Annotated in this window: 10 protein-coding genes and 2 pseudogenes; 8 read left to right on the top strand and 4 right to left on the bottom strand. The window is 61.1% G+C overall.

The annotated features are described in order from the left end of the window. Positions 1-32: 32 nt before the first annotated feature. Positions 33-140 (bottom strand): annotated as a pseudogene (locus tag ACPPVR_RS11490) (hypothetical protein); the annotation flags it as partial. A 208-nt stretch (positions 141-348) separates the two neighbouring features. Between ACPPVR_RS11490 and ACPPVR_RS11495 the strand changes: the two are divergent. The 8 genes and pseudogenes from ACPPVR_RS11495 to ACPPVR_RS11530 form a co-directional block, all read left to right on the top strand. After that, positions 349-606: pseudogene (locus ACPPVR_RS11495) on the top strand (5-methyltetrahydropteroyltriglutamate--homocysteine methyltransferase); the annotation flags it as partial. Between the two features lie 355 nt (positions 607-961). Further along, entirely contained in the window at positions 962-2,398 is a 1,437-nt protein-coding gene (locus tag ACPPVR_RS11500) for an amidohydrolase family protein (protein WP_426614332.1), read from the top strand. A gap of 71 nt (positions 2,399-2,469) precedes the next feature. Next, the gene (locus ACPPVR_RS11505; RefSeq protein ID WP_426614333.1) at positions 2,470-4,050 is read left to right on the top strand and encodes an ABC transporter substrate-binding protein; all 1,581 of its coding nucleotides are present in this window, start codon (positions 2,470-2,472) and stop codon (positions 4,048-4,050) included. 4 nt (positions 4,051-4,054) lie between these two features. Then, positions 4,055-4,996 (top strand): ABC transporter permease, encoded by a 942-nt coding sequence (locus ACPPVR_RS11510; protein WP_426614334.1) that lies wholly within the window; start codon positions 4,055-4,057, stop codon positions 4,994-4,996. Between the two features lie 18 nt (positions 4,997-5,014). Further along, positions 5,015-5,890 (top strand): ABC transporter permease, encoded by an 876-nt coding sequence (locus tag ACPPVR_RS11515; protein ID WP_426614335.1) that lies wholly within the window; start codon positions 5,015-5,017, stop codon positions 5,888-5,890. A gap of 3 nt (positions 5,891-5,893) precedes the next feature. Continuing rightward, entirely contained in the window at positions 5,894-7,537 is a 1,644-nt protein-coding gene (locus tag ACPPVR_RS11520; RefSeq protein ID WP_426614336.1) for a dipeptide ABC transporter ATP-binding protein, read from the top strand. A 56-nt stretch (positions 7,538-7,593) separates the two neighbouring features. Beyond that, positions 7,594-9,672, top strand: coding sequence for a hydantoinase/oxoprolinase family protein (locus tag ACPPVR_RS11525; RefSeq protein ID WP_426614337.1), 2,079 nt, complete (start codon positions 7,594-7,596; stop codon positions 9,670-9,672). Next, entirely contained in the window at positions 9,669-11,450 is a 1,782-nt protein-coding gene (locus tag ACPPVR_RS11530; protein WP_426614338.1) for a hydantoinase B/oxoprolinase family protein, read from the top strand. The genes ACPPVR_RS11525 and ACPPVR_RS11530 overlap by 4 nt, the downstream gene beginning before the upstream one ends. Positions 11,451-11,474: 24 nt before the next feature. On the opposite strand, the gene ACPPVR_RS11535 is transcribed toward ACPPVR_RS11530, so the two are convergent. From ACPPVR_RS11535 to ACPPVR_RS11545, 3 genes are all read right to left on the bottom strand, one after another. Further along, positions 11,475-12,494 (bottom strand): ABC transporter substrate-binding protein, encoded by a 1,020-nt coding sequence (locus ACPPVR_RS11535; protein ID WP_426614339.1) that lies wholly within the window; start codon positions 12,492-12,494, stop codon positions 11,475-11,477. Between the two features lie 133 nt (positions 12,495-12,627). Beyond that, positions 12,628-13,614, bottom strand: a complete 987-nt coding sequence (locus tag ACPPVR_RS11540) for a GntR family transcriptional regulator (protein WP_426614340.1) — start codon at positions 13,612-13,614, stop codon at positions 12,628-12,630. An 872-nt stretch (positions 13,615-14,486) separates the two neighbouring features. Next, the gene (locus tag ACPPVR_RS11545; RefSeq protein ID WP_426614341.1) at positions 14,487-15,884 is read right to left on the bottom strand and encodes an MFS transporter; all 1,398 of its coding nucleotides are present in this window, start codon (positions 15,882-15,884) and stop codon (positions 14,487-14,489) included. Positions 15,885-15,905: the final 21 nt, after the last annotated feature.

The raw sequence follows: 15,905 nt of genomic DNA on the forward strand, positions 1-15,905 counted from the left end.
CGGTCGCCTAGTGGGATGCCAATCTTTTCGAAGTCGACTTCTGTCAATTGCGCCAACACATCGCAATCTATGGCGTTCGCTATGAAGAGGGACTCATGTTGTCCCAGTCCTAGCCTTCTCAGCCAAGTCCCGATTTCCATGGCAGGACCCTGATGTGTGCGAAAAGCTTCGGCATCTCAAAGCCAAGCCTTGGTCCGAGCTTACTTCGTCCTGTTCGGAGATCCGTTCAACGAGCAGTTCGGCCTTGTCGCATCGACAATAGCATGCTGTCGGACCTGGAAAATATGAACAGCCTCGCAATTCGTCGTGTCCAAATACCTGCGAAAATACGGCAAGTGTCTTCCGCCCAAGGCGGCGCAGCCGAAGCTCGACCTTGGCGTGCTCAGGGACCTCTCGTCGAAGGAGATCATGCTCGGCGTGCTCGACCTCGCCGATCCCACGATTGAGAGCGTCGACACAGTGGCCGACCGCATTCGCAACGGCCTGAAATATGTCTCGCCGGACCGTCTTGTCCCGGCGCCGGATTGCGGGATGAAATACATGCCTCGGGCAGTCGCATTTGGAAAGCTGAAGGCGATGTGCGACGCCGCAGCTAGGGAGCGACAGGGCCGCTCAAAAGGGTTGTCTGCCGGCAATGGACTGGGTGGCGTCCGACGATGTCGTGGCATTTCCGTCCGAAGCCCCACAAGTAGCGGAAGGCACGGCGCCACGGATGCGCTTTGCCCTGGCTACGCGATTCCATCATACGGAAAATGCCGACGATGAGGCTCGCCGGGAGTTCGAAGATGGCTTTGGCGCTCTGCGCGCTCGGATCCCCGTGAACGCGCGTGCGCTGCAATAGTGGGCTTTGCTGTGCCTGCGCGATGGGCGCGTGGCGCCAAAATGGTCGAATTTTCTGATGGACATTCGAAGATGCTGATGCAAACTATGGATACATAATTCGGATAGTGAGGTGTGGCCGATGGTACGAACAGTGGTCCGAGCAGGCCATGTCATTGCTTTTCAGGATGGCGGTCATCGGCATTTGCAGAACGGCGTGATCGTCATCGAGGACGACCGCATAACCCATGTCGGCGGTGGCGAATTCGACGGTCAGGCAGACGAGATCATCGATGCCAAGGACAAGATCGTCACACCAGGCTTCATCAACACGCACACGCATCTGAGCGAGTCGCCGCTCGATCGCTCGTTTGTCGAGGATCGCGGCCCGCGGAATTTCTACCTTTCCGGTCTCTTCGAGTTTCTGACGGCACGCGATGGCGCCATCACCGACCAGGCGCGCCGCGCATCGGTTGCAGCGTCCATGCCGGAACTGATCCGTACAGGCACGACCACCGTCGTCGAGATGGGCAGGCAGGGCCAGTTTGTGGCCGAGCAGGCGGAGAAGGCCGGACTGCGTGCCTATATCGGCGAGTTCTACCGCTCCGGGCGCTGGTACACGAAGGACGGCAAGAGCGTTCAATACGAGTGGTCGGCCGACGACGGCGTGGCAGCGATGCAGCACGCGGTCGATTTCATCAAGGAAGTGGATGGCCGCGCCAACGGGAGAATCAAGGGTTTTCTGACGCCGGTCCAGGTGGACACTTGTTCTGAGGCGCTGCTGCGCCGTTCGCGCGAGATGGCGACCGAGCTAAAGGTGCCGCTCGCGCTGCACGTCTCGCAGTCGGTGCCGGAATTCCAGGAGATGGTTCGTCGCAACGGCTGCTCGCCGGTCGAATGGCTGGAGAAAATTGGCTTCCTTGGCAGTGACGTCATCCTCGGCCACGTCATCATGCCGGGCGGATCGAGCTGGACCAATTACCATGCTGACGATGTCGGCATTCTTGCCGACACCAGCACCAACGTCGCGCATGCGGTCTGGGTGTTCGCTCGCCGCGGTATCGCGATGGAGAGTTACTCCAAATACCTTGCGCGCGGTGTCAACATGACGCTAGCGACAGATACTTGCCCGCAAAGCATGATTGAGGCACTGCGCTGGACCGCCGTCATCAGCAAGATCATGGACCGGCGGACGGAGGTGGCGACGGCGGCCGACGTGTTCAACTCTGCGACATTGTCGGCAGCAAAGGCGCTTGGCCGTGACGACCTCGGCCGGATTGCGCCAGGCGCCAAGGCTGACCTGCTTTTCTGGGAAGGCGCAAGCCTGTTCATGACGCCGATGCGCGATCCGGTGCGAAATATCGTCTATTCCGCGCAGGCAGAGGACCTGAACGCAACCATGATCGATGGCAAATTCGTCATGAAGGATCGTGTCGTTCCGGGTTTCGACGTCGATGCGCTGCTGGCTGATCTACAGGCGGGCGCTCAGGACATGTGGGCCAACATGCACCGCGAGGATTGGGCCCATCGCGACATCAACATCCTTTCACCGGAAAGCTATCCGGCTTTCAGACGCTAGCCTTACCGACGACCTCTCCGCGATGGAGTCGGCGCGGAGCTACCGCATCACAGCACAATTAGGGGACTGAAATGAAGCTGCACATGAAGATGGCATCGTCGCTTCTGGCTGTCGTCGTATCGACTTTGTTGATCTGCGCGCCGGCAACGGGGAGCGAGCTCAAGATTGTGATGGAGAGCAGGCTTGGCAATCTGGATCCGATCCTCAGCGCCTCGCACCAGACGCGCGACCACGGCTATCTCATCTATGACACGCTGTTCGCGCTCGATGCGCAACAGAAGATTCATCCCCAGATGGTCGATAGCTACAAGGTGTCCGAGGATGGTAAGGTCTATACGTTCACGCTGCGTGACGGCCTGAAGTGGCACAACGGCGCTCCAGTCACCGCGGCGGACGTGGTCGCGTCGATCAAGCGGTGGGGCAAGCGCGATCGCATGGGCATCGCCCTGATGTCGATCACATCGGACGTTTCTGCCGCCGACGCCAAGACCTTCTCGCTCACGCTGTCGACCCCTTCCGGCGTCGTGCTCGATGCCTTTGCCAAGCCGAGCGGTGTTCCGCTCTTCATCATGCCCGCGAAGGTCGCTGAGACCCCGGTGACTGAGGCGATCACCGACTATACCGGCTCGGGTCCGTTCATCTTCAAGGCCGATGAATATCAGCCGGGCGTCAAAGCAGTCTACGTCAAGAACGAGAGCTACGTGCCGCGCAAGGAGGAGCCGAGTTGGTTTGCCGGTGGCAAGCTGGCCAAGGTCGACCGCATCACCCGAATCGAGATGGCCGATCCGTTGACCTCGCTGAACGCGCTGAACAGCGGCGAAGTCGATTACGTCCAAAACATCAATTCCGATCTGATGCCGCTCGTGAATACGTCGCAGGTGACGACGGCGCGTCTCGATCAGCTCGGCTACCAGATCAGCTATCGCCTCAATCATCTGCAGGCGCCGTTCAACAACAAATTGGTCCGCCAGGCCGCGCTTTGGGCGATCGGGCAGCAGGAGGTCATGCAGGCCCAGTTTGGCGCGCCGGAAAACTACAAGCTTTGCGGTGCGGTGTTCGGCTGCGGGCTGCCGTATGAGAGCGATGTCTCGGCAGAGATGGTGATGAAGCCCAACGTCGAGAAAGCGAAAGCGCTGCTGAAGCAGGCTGGCTACGACGGCAAGCCGGTTGCCATCCTGCATATCTCCGACATTCCCGCACTGTCCTCGATCGCTCCGGTCATGGCGCAGCAGCTTCGTGCAGCCGGCTTCGTCGTCGAATTGCAGGCGATGGACTTCATGACCATGTTGTCGCGCCGTGCCAATCAGGGGCCGACGACGGAAGGGGGCTGGAGCATCTTCATTACGAGCTGGCACAACACGGAAATCCAGGAGCCGCTGCGCAACTTCATGATCGTGGCGGAAGGCAAGAGCGGCTATGCCGGCTGGGCCGACGTTCCCGCCATCCCGCAGCTCACGAAAGCCTTCCTGACCGCGCCTTCGGAAGCCGAGCGCAAGGAGATTGCGACCAAGATCCAGTCGATCGTCTATGACGAAGGCGTCTTCGCGCCTCTGGGTTCCTTCGCGCGCATCAGCGGTTTCAGCAAGGACGTCAAGGGCGTACTGCCGGCGCCGGCGAACATCTTCTGGAATGTCTCCAAGGGCGCGCCGTAGGCTGATGTTTGGCTATATCGTCAGACGCGCCGTAATGACCATCCCCGTCATGGGGGTGGTCGCACTGATCGTGTTTGCCCTGCTGCATTTCGCGCCGGGAGATCCCGCAGCGATCATGGCCGGCGATTCAGCCTCTCCGGCTCAGTTGGCCGAGATCCGGGCACGGCTCGGCCTCGATCAGCCCATCCATATCCAGTTTCTGTACTGGCTGAGCCAGCTCTGCCAGGGCCATTTCGGAACGTCATTGCATTCGCATAAGCCCGTGGCCGAGATGATCTCGTCGCGCATCGGGCCGACGCTTTCGCTCGCCGTGACGACGATGACATTCTCCCTGTTGGTTGCCATTCCCATGGGCGTCTATTCGGCCTGGGCGCGCGGCCGGCTCAGCGACCGCCTGGTGATGATGGTGGCCGTGCTAGGCTTCTCGACGCCGGTTTTCGTAACCGGTTATGCGTTGATCTACCTCTTCTCGCTGAAGGCCGGCTGGTTTCCAGTACAGGGATTCACCCCGCTCGCCAGTGATCCTGTGCGCTTCCTGCAAACGGCAACACTGCCAACATTAACTCTCTCGGCAGTCTATGTCGCCCTGATCGCGCGCATCACTCGCTCGAGCGTGCTCGAGATCCTGGGCGAGGATTTCATCAGGACAGCGAGGGCCAAGGGCGTCCCCGAAGCACGCGTCGTGCTTCGTCATGCGCTGCGCAACGCGGCGGTTCCGATCGTCACGGTGGCGGGCTCCGGCGCAGCCTTCCTGATCAGCGGCGTGGTCGTGACGGAAAGCGTGTTCAACATCCCCGGTCTCGGCCGGCTGATGGTGGAGTCGGTGCTTGCGCGCGACTATCCGCTGATCCAGAGCCTGATGCTGCTCCTGTCGCTGATCTACATCCTCATCAACCTCGTGGTCGACGTCCTCTACATGGTGTTCGATCCGCGCATCCGGGCCTGACCGGTGGGAGAGTTCGACATGAAGATGTCCGCCGTCTTGCCTGCAGCGCGGGAGCGCCGCCTCGGGTGGTGGCGCGTGCGCCTGCGCGGCAACGGGCTCACGATCGCGGCTTCAGCTTTCCTTGTATGCCTCGTTCTGGTCGCGATCTTCGCGCCGCTGCTGACAAGTGCCGATCCGATCCTGATCAACGCTGTGAACCGGTTGAAGCCACCTTCGGCGCAATTATGGTTCGGCGCGGACACGATGGGGCGCGACCTGTTTGCCCGCGTCGTCTACGGCGCGCGGACGTCTCTGATCGTCGGCCTCGTCGCCGCGGGGGCATCGTTGCTGTTCGGCCTCGCGATCGGCCTTGTTTGCGGCTATTTCCCAATCGTCGACAGCGTGCTGATGCGGGTCATGGACGGAATCATGTCGATCCCGTCGATCGTGTTAGCTGTGGCGCTTGTCGCCATCACCGGTGCGAATTTGGTCACGGTCCTGCTCGCGATCGTGCTTCCCGAATTTCCACGCGTTGTGCGCCTGGTCCGCGGCCTCATTCTCTCGTTGCGTAACGAAGCCTATGTCGAGGCGGCGGTCTCACTCGCAACGCCGGCCTGGCGCATCCTGCTCGGTCATATGCTGCCAAATACGCTGGCGCCGCTGATCGTCCAGGGGAGTTTCATCCTGGCTTCGGCGATTCTGACGGAAGCCGTGATGAGCTTTCTCGGCGTCGGCCTGCCGCCCGAGGTGCCATCTTGGGGCAATATTATCGCCGACGGTCGCTCCTATTTCCAGCTCAGGCCCGGCCTGGTCTTCTTTCCCGGCATCCCGCTCGCATTGACGGTGCTCGCTATCAATCTGATCGGCGACGCCTTGCGCGATGCGCTCGATCCGAAACTCGCGCGTAGGGGCTGATCCATGACCGAAGTCAATGCGAACGCGGAAGTGCTGCGCATCGAGGGGCTGACCGTAGCGTTGAAGCAGTCCGGCGCAGCGGTCATCGATGACATCTCCTTTGGCGTTCGCGCAGGCGAGACGCTCTGCCTGGTCGGCGAGTCCGGCTCGGGCAAGTCCGTGACGTCGCTGGCGGTGATGGGCCTGCTGGATCCAGGCGCGCTCGAGGTCACCGGTGGCCGCATTACGGTCGACGGTGCGCACGTGTTGTCGGCCGGCACCGAGGAGCTGCGTCGGATGCGGGCGTCCCGGATGTCGATGGTGTTTCAGGAGCCGATGACTGCGCTGAACCCCGTGGAGAAAGTGGGCGGACAGGTCGAGGAGGTGTTGCGGGTGCACGGGGAGGGCAACGCGACCTCACGCCGGCGTCGCGTGCTGCAGATGTTCGAGGCGGTGCGGCTGCCGAATCCGGAGCGCATCCACGGCTCGTACCCGCACCAGCTCTCGGGCGGCCAGCGCCAGCGCATCGTCATCTCCATGGCGCTGATCATGAATCCGAAGCTCCTCATCGCGGATGAGCCAACGACTGCGCTTGACGTTACCACTCAGCGGCAGATCTTGCTGCTGATCTCGGAATTGCAGCAACGTTTCGGCACGGCGGTTCTGTTCATTACCCATGATTTCGGGGTGGTCTCTGAAATCGCCGACCGGATCGTCGTGATGAACCGCGGCAAGATGGTCGAAATCGGCAGCCGGATGGACGTCCTGTCGAACCCGCAAGCCGACTACACGCGGATACTGGCATCAGCGGTTCCGAGCCTGGTGCCGCCGCAGAGGCGAGCCTCGACCGATGCGGAGGTGCTGAGCGTCTCGAAGCTCGCGATGTCATACAAGGTCGGCGATCTCTTTTCGCCGCGGCCACCGGTGCACGCGCTGAAGGCAACCGAGATGTGCCTGCGACGTGGCGAGATTCTGGGCATTGTCGGCGAGTCCGGCTCCGGCAAGACAACGCTTGCCCGATGCATCACCCGGCTGATCCGCCCGTCCGGGGGCTCGATCGTACTTGACGGAGTTGACATTTCGCGGCTGGGGGAAACAGCGCTCCGTCCGCATCGCCGCCGCCTGCAGGTGGTGTTCCAGGATCCGTTCCGTTCGCTGAATGCCCGCAAGCGTGTACGCGACATCGTCGTCGAAGGCATGCTGAATTTCGGGATGCCGAAGAGGGATGCTTATGAACGCGCCGCCGTGCTCCTCGAACGGGTCGGATTGTCGCGGGACATGCTGATGCGCTTTCCCCACCAGTTTTCCGGCGGGCAACGCCAGCGCATCTGTATCGCCCGTGCGCTGGCGCTCGATCCGGATGTCCTTGTCGCCGACGAATCTGTCTCGGCTCTGGATGTCTCCGTGCAGAAGCAGGTGCTCGAGCTCTTGCGTGGGATCTGCGACGAGCGCGGTGTCGGCATTCTGTTCATCACTCATGATCTGCGCGTCGCCGCGCAGATTTGTGACCGTATCGCGGTGATGCGGGAAGGGCAGGTGGTCGAGGCCGGCACGGCACATGCGGTGCTGGCGACGCCCGAGCACTCCTACACGCGAGAGCTGATCGCCGCAGCTCCGGGTCGCGACTGGGATTTCGCGAATTTCCGCCCCTACGGCCATCCGGCGTGAGGCGGCATCTGCCCCCGGCATGACTGTCGACAATTAGCACAAGAAGACGAGGTGAGATGAAAACGATCGGCGTTGATGTGGGCGGAACGTTCACGGATCTCGTCTGCTGCGACATGAAGAGTGGTCAGGTTGTCATTCACAAGGTGTCCACGACTCCGCACGATCCGTCCGTCGGAGTCATGCAGGGTGTGAAGGAGCTGTGCGAGAGCGCTGGCGCCGAGCCATCTGAGATCGCCTATGTCTTCCACGGCACGACAACGGCGACCAACGCGGTGTTGGAGAACAAGATCGCCCGAACGGGTATGATCACGAACGAAGGATTCCGTGACATCGTGCATATCGGCCGCCACCAACGGGTCGAGCACTATTCCATTATGCAGGAGCTGCCTTGGCAGAACCGGCCGCCGGTCGCGCGTCGTTATCGCAAGACGGTCGCCGGACGCCTCGCGCCGCCCGATGGCAGGGAACTCGTTCCTCTCGATGAGGCTGGAGTCCGCCGCGCAGCCGAGGAGTTGAAAGCAGAGGGTGTTGAGGCTGTCGTCGTCTGCTTTCTTTTCTCGTTCCTCAATCCCGCTCATGAGCTCCGCGCCCGCGCGATCGTTGAAGGGGTCATGCCGGACGCCTTTGTCACGACGTCGTCGTTCATATCACCGCAGTTCCGCGAATTCGAACGCTTCACCACGGCGGCGCTTGCCGCCTCGATCGGGCCGAAGGTGAAGCGTTACATCGCTAATCTGGAAGCTGCATTGGCCAATCTCGGCATCGCCGGCGAACTCCGGATCATGGCCTCGAACGGCGGTGCCGCGACCGCTCGCATGGTGACAGAGAAGCCGGCGCTGACATTGCTGTCCGGCCTCGCCGCCGGCGTGTTGGGAGGAGCCTGGGTCGGCGACCTCGCCGGCCGCAACGATCTGATCACCTTCGATATCGGCGGCACTTCGGCTGATATCGGCATCATCCGCAACGGTCGTTTTGCCGAGACGGATGCCCGATCAACGTCACTCGCCGGTTTTCCTCTGCTGATGCCGATGATCGACGTGCACACGATCGGTGCAGGGGGCGGCTCGATCGCGCACATCGATCGCGGCGGCGCCTTCCGCGTCGGGCCCCAGAGCGCTGGCGCAGTGCCAGGCCCGGCGGCCTATGGGCGCGGCGGCAATGAACCCACGGTCACCGACGCCAACATCGTGCTCGGTCGGCTCGATCCGGATAACTTCCTCGGTGGTGGCATGAAGCTCGATGCCGAAGCCGCGCATCGGGTCATTGCTGATCTTGCCGAGCGGCTTGGCCTGCCAATCGATGAAGCCGCCGAAGGCGTGCTGACCGTACTTAATGCCAACATGGCCAACGCAATCCGTTCGCGTACGGTGCAGAAGGGCCTCGATCCGCGTCGTTTCGCATTGGTTGCGATGGGCGGAGCCGGGCCGCTGCATGGGGCGGAAGTTGCCGCAATGCTGTCGATCCCGGAAATCATCGTGCCGCCATATCCCGGCATTACCTCTGCGATCGGGTTGCTGACGACGGATCTGAAATATGACGAAGTGCGCACGCAGTTCCAGACGTCACAGACGCTCGACATCGAACGGCTGAACCGAAATTTTGCCGAGATGGAAGCGTCATTGGCCGCCCGCCTTAGGGCCGACCGCGTGCCGGACAATGCCGTCGGTTTCCAGCGCAGTGGTGACCTGCGCTATGTCGGTCAGGGCTACGAGTTGAAGATCGACTTCCCGGCAGGTGCGACGACACCGGAAGCAATGGCCAAGGTCTGGGGAGATTTTCACGACAGGCATGCCGAGGAATACGGCCACGCCTTCACAGCCAGCGTCATCGAGATCGTCAATATTCGAGTCACCGGCATCGGCGCACTACCGAAGCTGCCACCGCAAGGGGCGCCCATCGGCGGCTCGCTCACACAAGCAGAGCTGCGCCACAATAGTTGCACATTCCGCATCGGTGGGGTGCTGAAAATGTTCGACACGCCGGTCTATCGGCGTACGGCCCTGCCGGTCGAGGTCCCGTTCGTGGGGCCGGCCATCATCGTTCAGCAGGACAGCACGACGGTCGTGCCGCCGGGAGCAGAGGCCTGCGTCCATCCATCGGGCAGCATCATCATCACTTTGGGAGGCCGCGCATGATCGCAGATCAGCCGACAGGCGAGAGCCGCATCGATCCGATCACTGCTGCGGTCATTCAGGGCGCGCTCGATAACATCGCCATCGAGATGGGCCACAAGCTCATGCGCATGAGCTACTCATCCATCATTCGTGAATCTGAGGATTTCGGCACCGCGTTGACCGACGCCCAGGGCAGCCAGCTTTGCGAATGCCGGATGTCGACGCCGCTGCAGTCCGGGCCGATCCCGGGGTACATTCGTCATCTGCTGAAGACGATGAAGGAGCGGGGCGACGTGATCCGGCCCGGCGACGTCATCATGCACAATGATCCCTATGGCGGCGCAAGCCACGGGCCTGACGTCGCCTTCTGCGTGCCGGTCTTCCATAACGAGGAGCTTGTCGGATTCTCCGCCACGACAGCCCATCATCTCGATATCGGCGCACTCTCGCCTGGGAGCTGCGGCATTGTCGATGCCGTCGACACGTATGCTGAAGGGCTGCAGTTCAAGGCGGTCAAAGTCTACGATCAAGGTCGCCGCGTCGATCCTGTATGGTACATACTGGAAGCCAATCTGCGCGCGCCGCATCTGGTCGTCGGCGACATGGAGGCCCAGATCAAGGCAGCAAAGATCGGGGCGGATCGCTATCTAGAACTGGTCGGTACGTGGGGGCTCGACAAGCTCAAGGCTGCCCATGAGGACCTGATGGATTATTCCGAGCGGCTGATGCGCGACGCGATCCGCGCGTTGCCAGACGGCGACTATAGTGCGCTTGGCCATATCGACGGCTATCTCGACGATTCCGATCCGGCCCGCAAGGATCTGCCACTAGCGGTCACGCTTCGCATTCGGGGCGATTCCATGGTTGTGGATCTCACCGGCACGGCGCCGCAGATCCCGGACAAGCCGATCAACATGCCCTTTGAGGGCACGGTGGACTGTGCAGTCTGGCTGACGCTGCGCTCGATCCTGCTCGACAGCGTGATTTACGGCAACGTTCCGCAAAACGAAGGGTTGACGCGTCCGATCACCATCGTCGCTCCGAAGGGGTGTCTCGCGAATCCCGAATTTCCGGCGCCGGTGATCGCGCGTTTCTGCCCCGGCAATCAGCTCGCCGACACGCTGATGAAAGCGTTGGCGCAAGTGGTGCCGGCCCAAGTGTCGGCGGGCATCGGCAATCTGCGCATTGCGTCGTTCTCCGGCTTCAAGGACGGGCGGCACTGGGTGCACATGGAGATCCTCGAAGGCAGCTATGGCGGCCGCGCCGGCCTTGACGGTATGGACGCAGTGGACACGCTCTATGCCAACACGAGGAACAATCCAATCGAGGACATCGAGATGCACCTGCCGTTACGCGTCAATCGCTACGAGTTGCGGGAAGGCGCTGTGCCGGCGGGCCGTTGGCGCGGCGGCATCGGAAGCGTGCGAGAATTCGCCTTTCTCGATGACGGCGGCTTCTCGATCGAAGGCGATGGCCACAAATACCGGCCATGGGGCTATGACGGCGGTGACGATGGCAGGACCGCATCGATCACGCTCGTTTCTGGCAATCAAGTTGCGAAGGATCTCGTCTCGAAGGTCTCTTATCTCAAGGCGAGGCCGGGTGACCGTCTCATTTGCCTTGGTCCCTGCGGCGGAGGTTATGGCAATCCGCTGGAACGTGATCCTGAGGCTGTGTTGCACGATGTTCGCGAAGGCTATTTTGGTCCCGATACGGCGTTCGAGGATTATGGGGTCGTTGTGAGCGAAACAGGGGTTGATCTCGCCGCGACACAGGCCGAACGGCTGATCCGCCAGTGATCGGCGTGCCGCTGTCGGAGATACTCACGCTTCGAGGAATTCTCGCCAGCGGCGGACCAGATAAGTATGCTCGTCCATAAATGTGTTCCATACGCGCACGCGTCCCATGCGTGTCGCGTAAGAGCCACCCTCGCGCACATGTCCGGCGGGAATCGCGGGCTCGCCGAAAGGATCGGGCAGGGCTCTTGCAGCAGGCAGGCCGTCATACCAATAGTCCCACTCGTCCTGCTCCAGATAGCTGCGCGCACGCTCGGGGAAGAAAGCATAATAGCCTTGACGTGAGAGGCATGCGCTCGGCCATCCCTCGGCCCACCAGTTCAGATAGGCATAGGCTGCATCGAGCGCCTTCCCATGCGTCGCCGACGAGATGCAGAGATCGGAATGCCAGCCGCGACCACCTTCGATGGGATTGGCGATGGTCACAGGCAGTTTTTCTCGGCGCAGACGCGTCGCGCCCGGGGTAAACATGCTCTGCACCAACGCGCCGCGCTGCATGAGACGCGCGGCCTCCTCGTAGTTTGACCAGACACCGCGGAAATGGCCGAGTTTTTTGAGCTGGATCAGCGTATCGGCAACCAGATCGATGTCCTCGATGGAGAGATTGCCGATGTCGTCGAAGCTGATGTTCTGGGAGGCTTCCGTCGCCAGAGCTGCTTCGATCATTCCGAGAACGGGATCGGACAACAGCCCGACATGACCTCGTAGCCGGTCGTCAAAGAGCCAGCCCCAGCTTTCGCGAGCATCTGCGCCTATCAAGTCGCGGACCGCCGGCTGATAGGCGAAGCAATCCACGCCGCGAAGAACTGGCAACATCGATACATGGCCGCTCGGCGCGGCGTCGAGCTCGCCGTCCGCCTGGAGAAATAGCTTGCGCGTGACTGTGGGGGGCGACAATGCATCGAGCGGGGGGCGCGAGATGGCGCGGAGGGCGGCGGCGCAGGTCAGCCGATCCAGCGCGATCGGCTGGATCGCCCTGGACGTCCAGATGAGATCGACCGTATGCCATTGGTGGTAGACATCAAAGGTCTCGGGCGCCGTGACCACGCGGCGCAATCCATCCAGCGTGTCTACGACGTCGAATGCGATATCGATGTCGAGCGCACGCGTGGCCTCGACCTGTAGCGGCTCGGGTACGAATTCCCGGCGGGCGATGACACGGAGACGCGGGCGGCTCATATCAGTGGATTCGCGTTAGATAGGGCAGATCGTTCGCTGCGTCGAAAATCGACAGAACCTTGAGTCTTGCCCGCGTACGCTGATGCTGCAGATCAAGGTGACGTCGCAACGCCTGTCCGGCTCCCTCGGTATCCCTGCGGATGAGATGTGCAAGCACAATGTCATGCTCGTCGAGCAGCGCGGATTCGTCCTGCACGCCGATGTGCTCACGAAACAGGTCATCGACAACCGGCGCAATCTGCAAATTCATCACGTTGGCCACCATACGGCGGTTACGGCATTCACCTGGGAGTTCGCGGTGCAGCGCGCTTTCGGCGGCAACGATCTCCTCGATTGTCAGGACGTCTCGTCCGCGCAATGTCCCGATCTCGCGCCGCATTGCCAGTAGGCGTTTCTGATCCACGCGGGAGGCCGCATCCATCAGCGCTTGCGGCTCGAGAAGGCGGCGCATTTCGTGCGTTTCGTCCAGTGCTCGAGCCGAGAGCGGACCAACAATCCAGTGGGAGCTGCGGCTTTTCTCGACGTGACCCTGCATGTCGAGGCGCGCAAGCACCTCCCGGGATACGGTGCGACTGACCCCGAAATGATCACAGATACCTGTTTCGGAGATCTGAAAGGTGCCGAAAGGAATTGCGCGCAGCACGCCCTGCTTGACCTCTTCGAGGATCGTTTCCCAACGAGGTGCGAGCGGCGTGGATTTACCACTCTCCAGCAGCGACAGATCGAGGTCCAGCAGATGCAGGTTTTCGCGGCCTGGTTGTCCAGTTTCCTTGGTATCGCCTCCCACAATGTAGCCGTGTTGGGGATGGAGGACGAGAACACCTTCCTCCATGAGCTGGTCGAGGGCCCTACGTACGGGCGGAGGGCTTAGCGCCAGCCGATCCGCCACGGCGGCCGTGTAGAGACGCGTTCCATTTGGGATACGCCCCTGACGGATGTTCTCCTTCAGAAGAGTTCGAACAAGACTGTAATACCCTTTGCTGCGCATGGTCCTTGCATAACGGCGAGCGACTACCGGAGCGATTATTGATCCACTATTTGTAGAATGTGTTGCTAAACATCTGCAAGGACCGGTTTCCGCGGCGATTGCATGGTTCGGCGAGCAAATCGCTCGGTGTCACATCATCGGGTATTCGAGATGTTCGCGGACGCCGGGGTCGCGGCTCGGCAGCGCGCCGGACCGCGATTTTCAGTTTGGTCGGAACTTTTGATCTAAGTGGTGCTGGGAATGCCAATTACTTCGACTAAGATGTTGTAATTACTTGATAAATATGTTCCCTCCTTAACCGGAGGCCCTGCCGGGAGGCGGTTGCTTGAGCAAGCGAGCGGACGTCTGTGTGCTCGCTTGTCAGGAATTGCCTCAGGCGCAAGATGGGGTGTGGCATCTAGGTTCGGTTGGTGTGGGGAAAGCCGGTAGCTTTCCAGTGGCTCGAAGACTCGACGCTTCATTATTCATTATTCATTATTAGGTCATCAGCCGGCGCCGCTCGAAATTTGGTGTGCGCCGTTCCGACAAGCGGAAATTCAATTGGAGGTTCAATGCAGGCTCTACGAGGCGGTTGTCGGAATGCCCATCGATCTTGCTGACAAATCATACGCCTCTTAATGAGCGGGTCCCAGGTTCGAGCCCTGGTGCGCCCACCATATAAAGGCCCTGCTGATGCAGGGCTTTTCATTTCCGGGCGACAGAGCAAAGCGCGTCTCGTGCGACGCTTTTGGTGGTCGGACGTCGCACAGTGCGACGACCTGGCGATGTTCGCGAGATGTTCTTGCTGGTTCGCATGACCATCGCGCTCGTCGGCAAGGCGCCCGACCAAGCGTTGGCGTCGTACAAGCTGAGGCCCGCGCGGCATTCGATGTTCAGCGATGTGCATCTCGCATATGGTCGCGAGCATCATCCATGACTTGTCGCACGCCCACAAGAGCGTCGCGTTTCGTCGCAGTTGTGACGTTTCGCTGGCCGACGTCGAGGATTTCCCTAGCGAGATAGGCGCACAAAAACGCTGCCAGCGCCGTGACCATCATGTAGACCGAGACTGGCCAGCTCGAGCCGCCACTCCACAGCACCAGCAGTGTCGAAATCAGTGGCGTAAAGCCGCCGACGACAGCGCCGCTGACTTCTCGTGCGAAGACGAGACCGGTGTAGCGGATCCGCGTGTCGAACAGCTCCGAATAGAACGCCGCAATGGATCCGGAGATCGATGCGACGCCGAAAGACAAGCCGATGACGATGGCAAGCCAGATGACCGCGGTCTCCCGCGTATCGAGCATCCAGAAAAAAGGAAAAGCAAAGAGGGCCGATCCAACGGCGCCGGCCATGATCACCTGGCGCGAGCCCACGCGGTCGGCCAGCGCGCCATAAATCGGTATGGTCACCGCAGCAACGACTGCGGCAATCAGCACCCCTATCGACCCCACGTTCCGGCTCAAGCCCAGATTTGTCGTCGTATAGGTCAGGACATAGGTCTGTAGAACGTAGGAATATCCGACCAACGGAAGGTTGATCCCCATTCCCAGCAGGATGCGCCAGGGATGATTGCGCAGGGCCTCCCAGAGCGGGACGCTGATCTCCGCACGCCGATCCCGGACGTCGCGAGCGAATTCCGGTGTCTCCGGCATTGCGAAACGCAAATAGAGGCCGACGCTGACGGCAACGATGCTGAGAAGATACGGGACGCGCCAGCCCCAGCTTAGAAGTGTCTCCTGCGACATGGTACTGGTCACAAAACTGAAGACGCCGAGAGCGAGCGCAATGCCGATGAAGACACCGGACGCCGCGAACGCACCATAGAATCCACGGCGGCTGGGGTTTTGCTCTGCGAGCAGAAGCGCTGCGCCACCGTATTCCGCTCCGGCTCCCAACCCCTGGATTAGTCGCAATGCGACCAGCGCGATCGGTGCCCAGATCCCCACCCGATCAAACGTCGGCAGCAGGCCTATGAGGCTCGACGACACTCCCATGAGCGCTAGCGTTGCTGCAAGTATCGGCTTTCGCCCGATCCGGTCGCCGTAGTGGCTGAAGACAATTCCGCCAATTGGTCTCGATAGGAAACCGACTGCGAAGGTCGCGAACGCAGCAAGCGAACCGGCGACAGGCGACAGTGTTGGAAAGAACAACGGTGCAAATACCAGCGCCGCGGTAATGCCGTAGAGACTGAAATCATACCATTCAAGGGCAGATCCAATCAGGGCCGTGACGATCACGCGAGCAATCGGCGGGCTTTCGTCTGCATGCCTTTGGGGCGCGATCGTCGGCATGTTTGCCTTCGGAAGTGGCGG

The sequence above is a fragment of the Bradyrhizobium sp. McL0616 genome (assembly GCF_049993385.1).
Taxonomy (GTDB): Bacteria; Pseudomonadota; Alphaproteobacteria; order Rhizobiales; family Xanthobacteraceae; genus Bradyrhizobium.

Bases quoted from the DNA above. Each gene is read 5' to 3' on its own strand.
- ACPPVR_RS11500 (WP_426614332.1), top strand. From the start codon at position 962: ATGGTACGAACAGTGGTCCGAGCAGGCCATGTCATTGCTTTTCAGGAT.
- ACPPVR_RS11505 (WP_426614333.1), top strand. From the start codon at position 2,470: ATGAAGCTGCACATGAAGATGGCATCGTCGCTTCTGGCTGTCGTCGTA.
- ACPPVR_RS11510 (WP_426614334.1), top strand. From the start codon at position 4,055: ATGTTTGGCTATATCGTCAGACGCGCCGTAATGACCATCCCCGTCATG.
- ACPPVR_RS11515 (WP_426614335.1), top strand. From the start codon at position 5,015: ATGAAGATGTCCGCCGTCTTGCCTGCAGCGCGGGAGCGCCGCCTCGGG.
- ACPPVR_RS11520 (WP_426614336.1), top strand. From the start codon at position 5,894: ATGACCGAAGTCAATGCGAACGCGGAAGTGCTGCGCATCGAGGGGCTG.
- ACPPVR_RS11525 (WP_426614337.1), top strand. From the start codon at position 7,594: ATGAAAACGATCGGCGTTGATGTGGGCGGAACGTTCACGGATCTCGTC.
- ACPPVR_RS11530 (WP_426614338.1), top strand. From the start codon at position 9,669: ATGATCGCAGATCAGCCGACAGGCGAGAGCCGCATCGATCCGATCACT.
- ACPPVR_RS11540 (WP_426614340.1), bottom strand. From the start codon at position 13,614: ATGCGCAGCAAAGGGTATTACAGTCTTGTTCGAACTCTTCTGAAGGAG.
- ACPPVR_RS11545 (WP_426614341.1), bottom strand. From the start codon at position 15,884: ATGCCGACGATCGCGCCCCAAAGGCATGCAGACGAAAGCCCGCCGATT.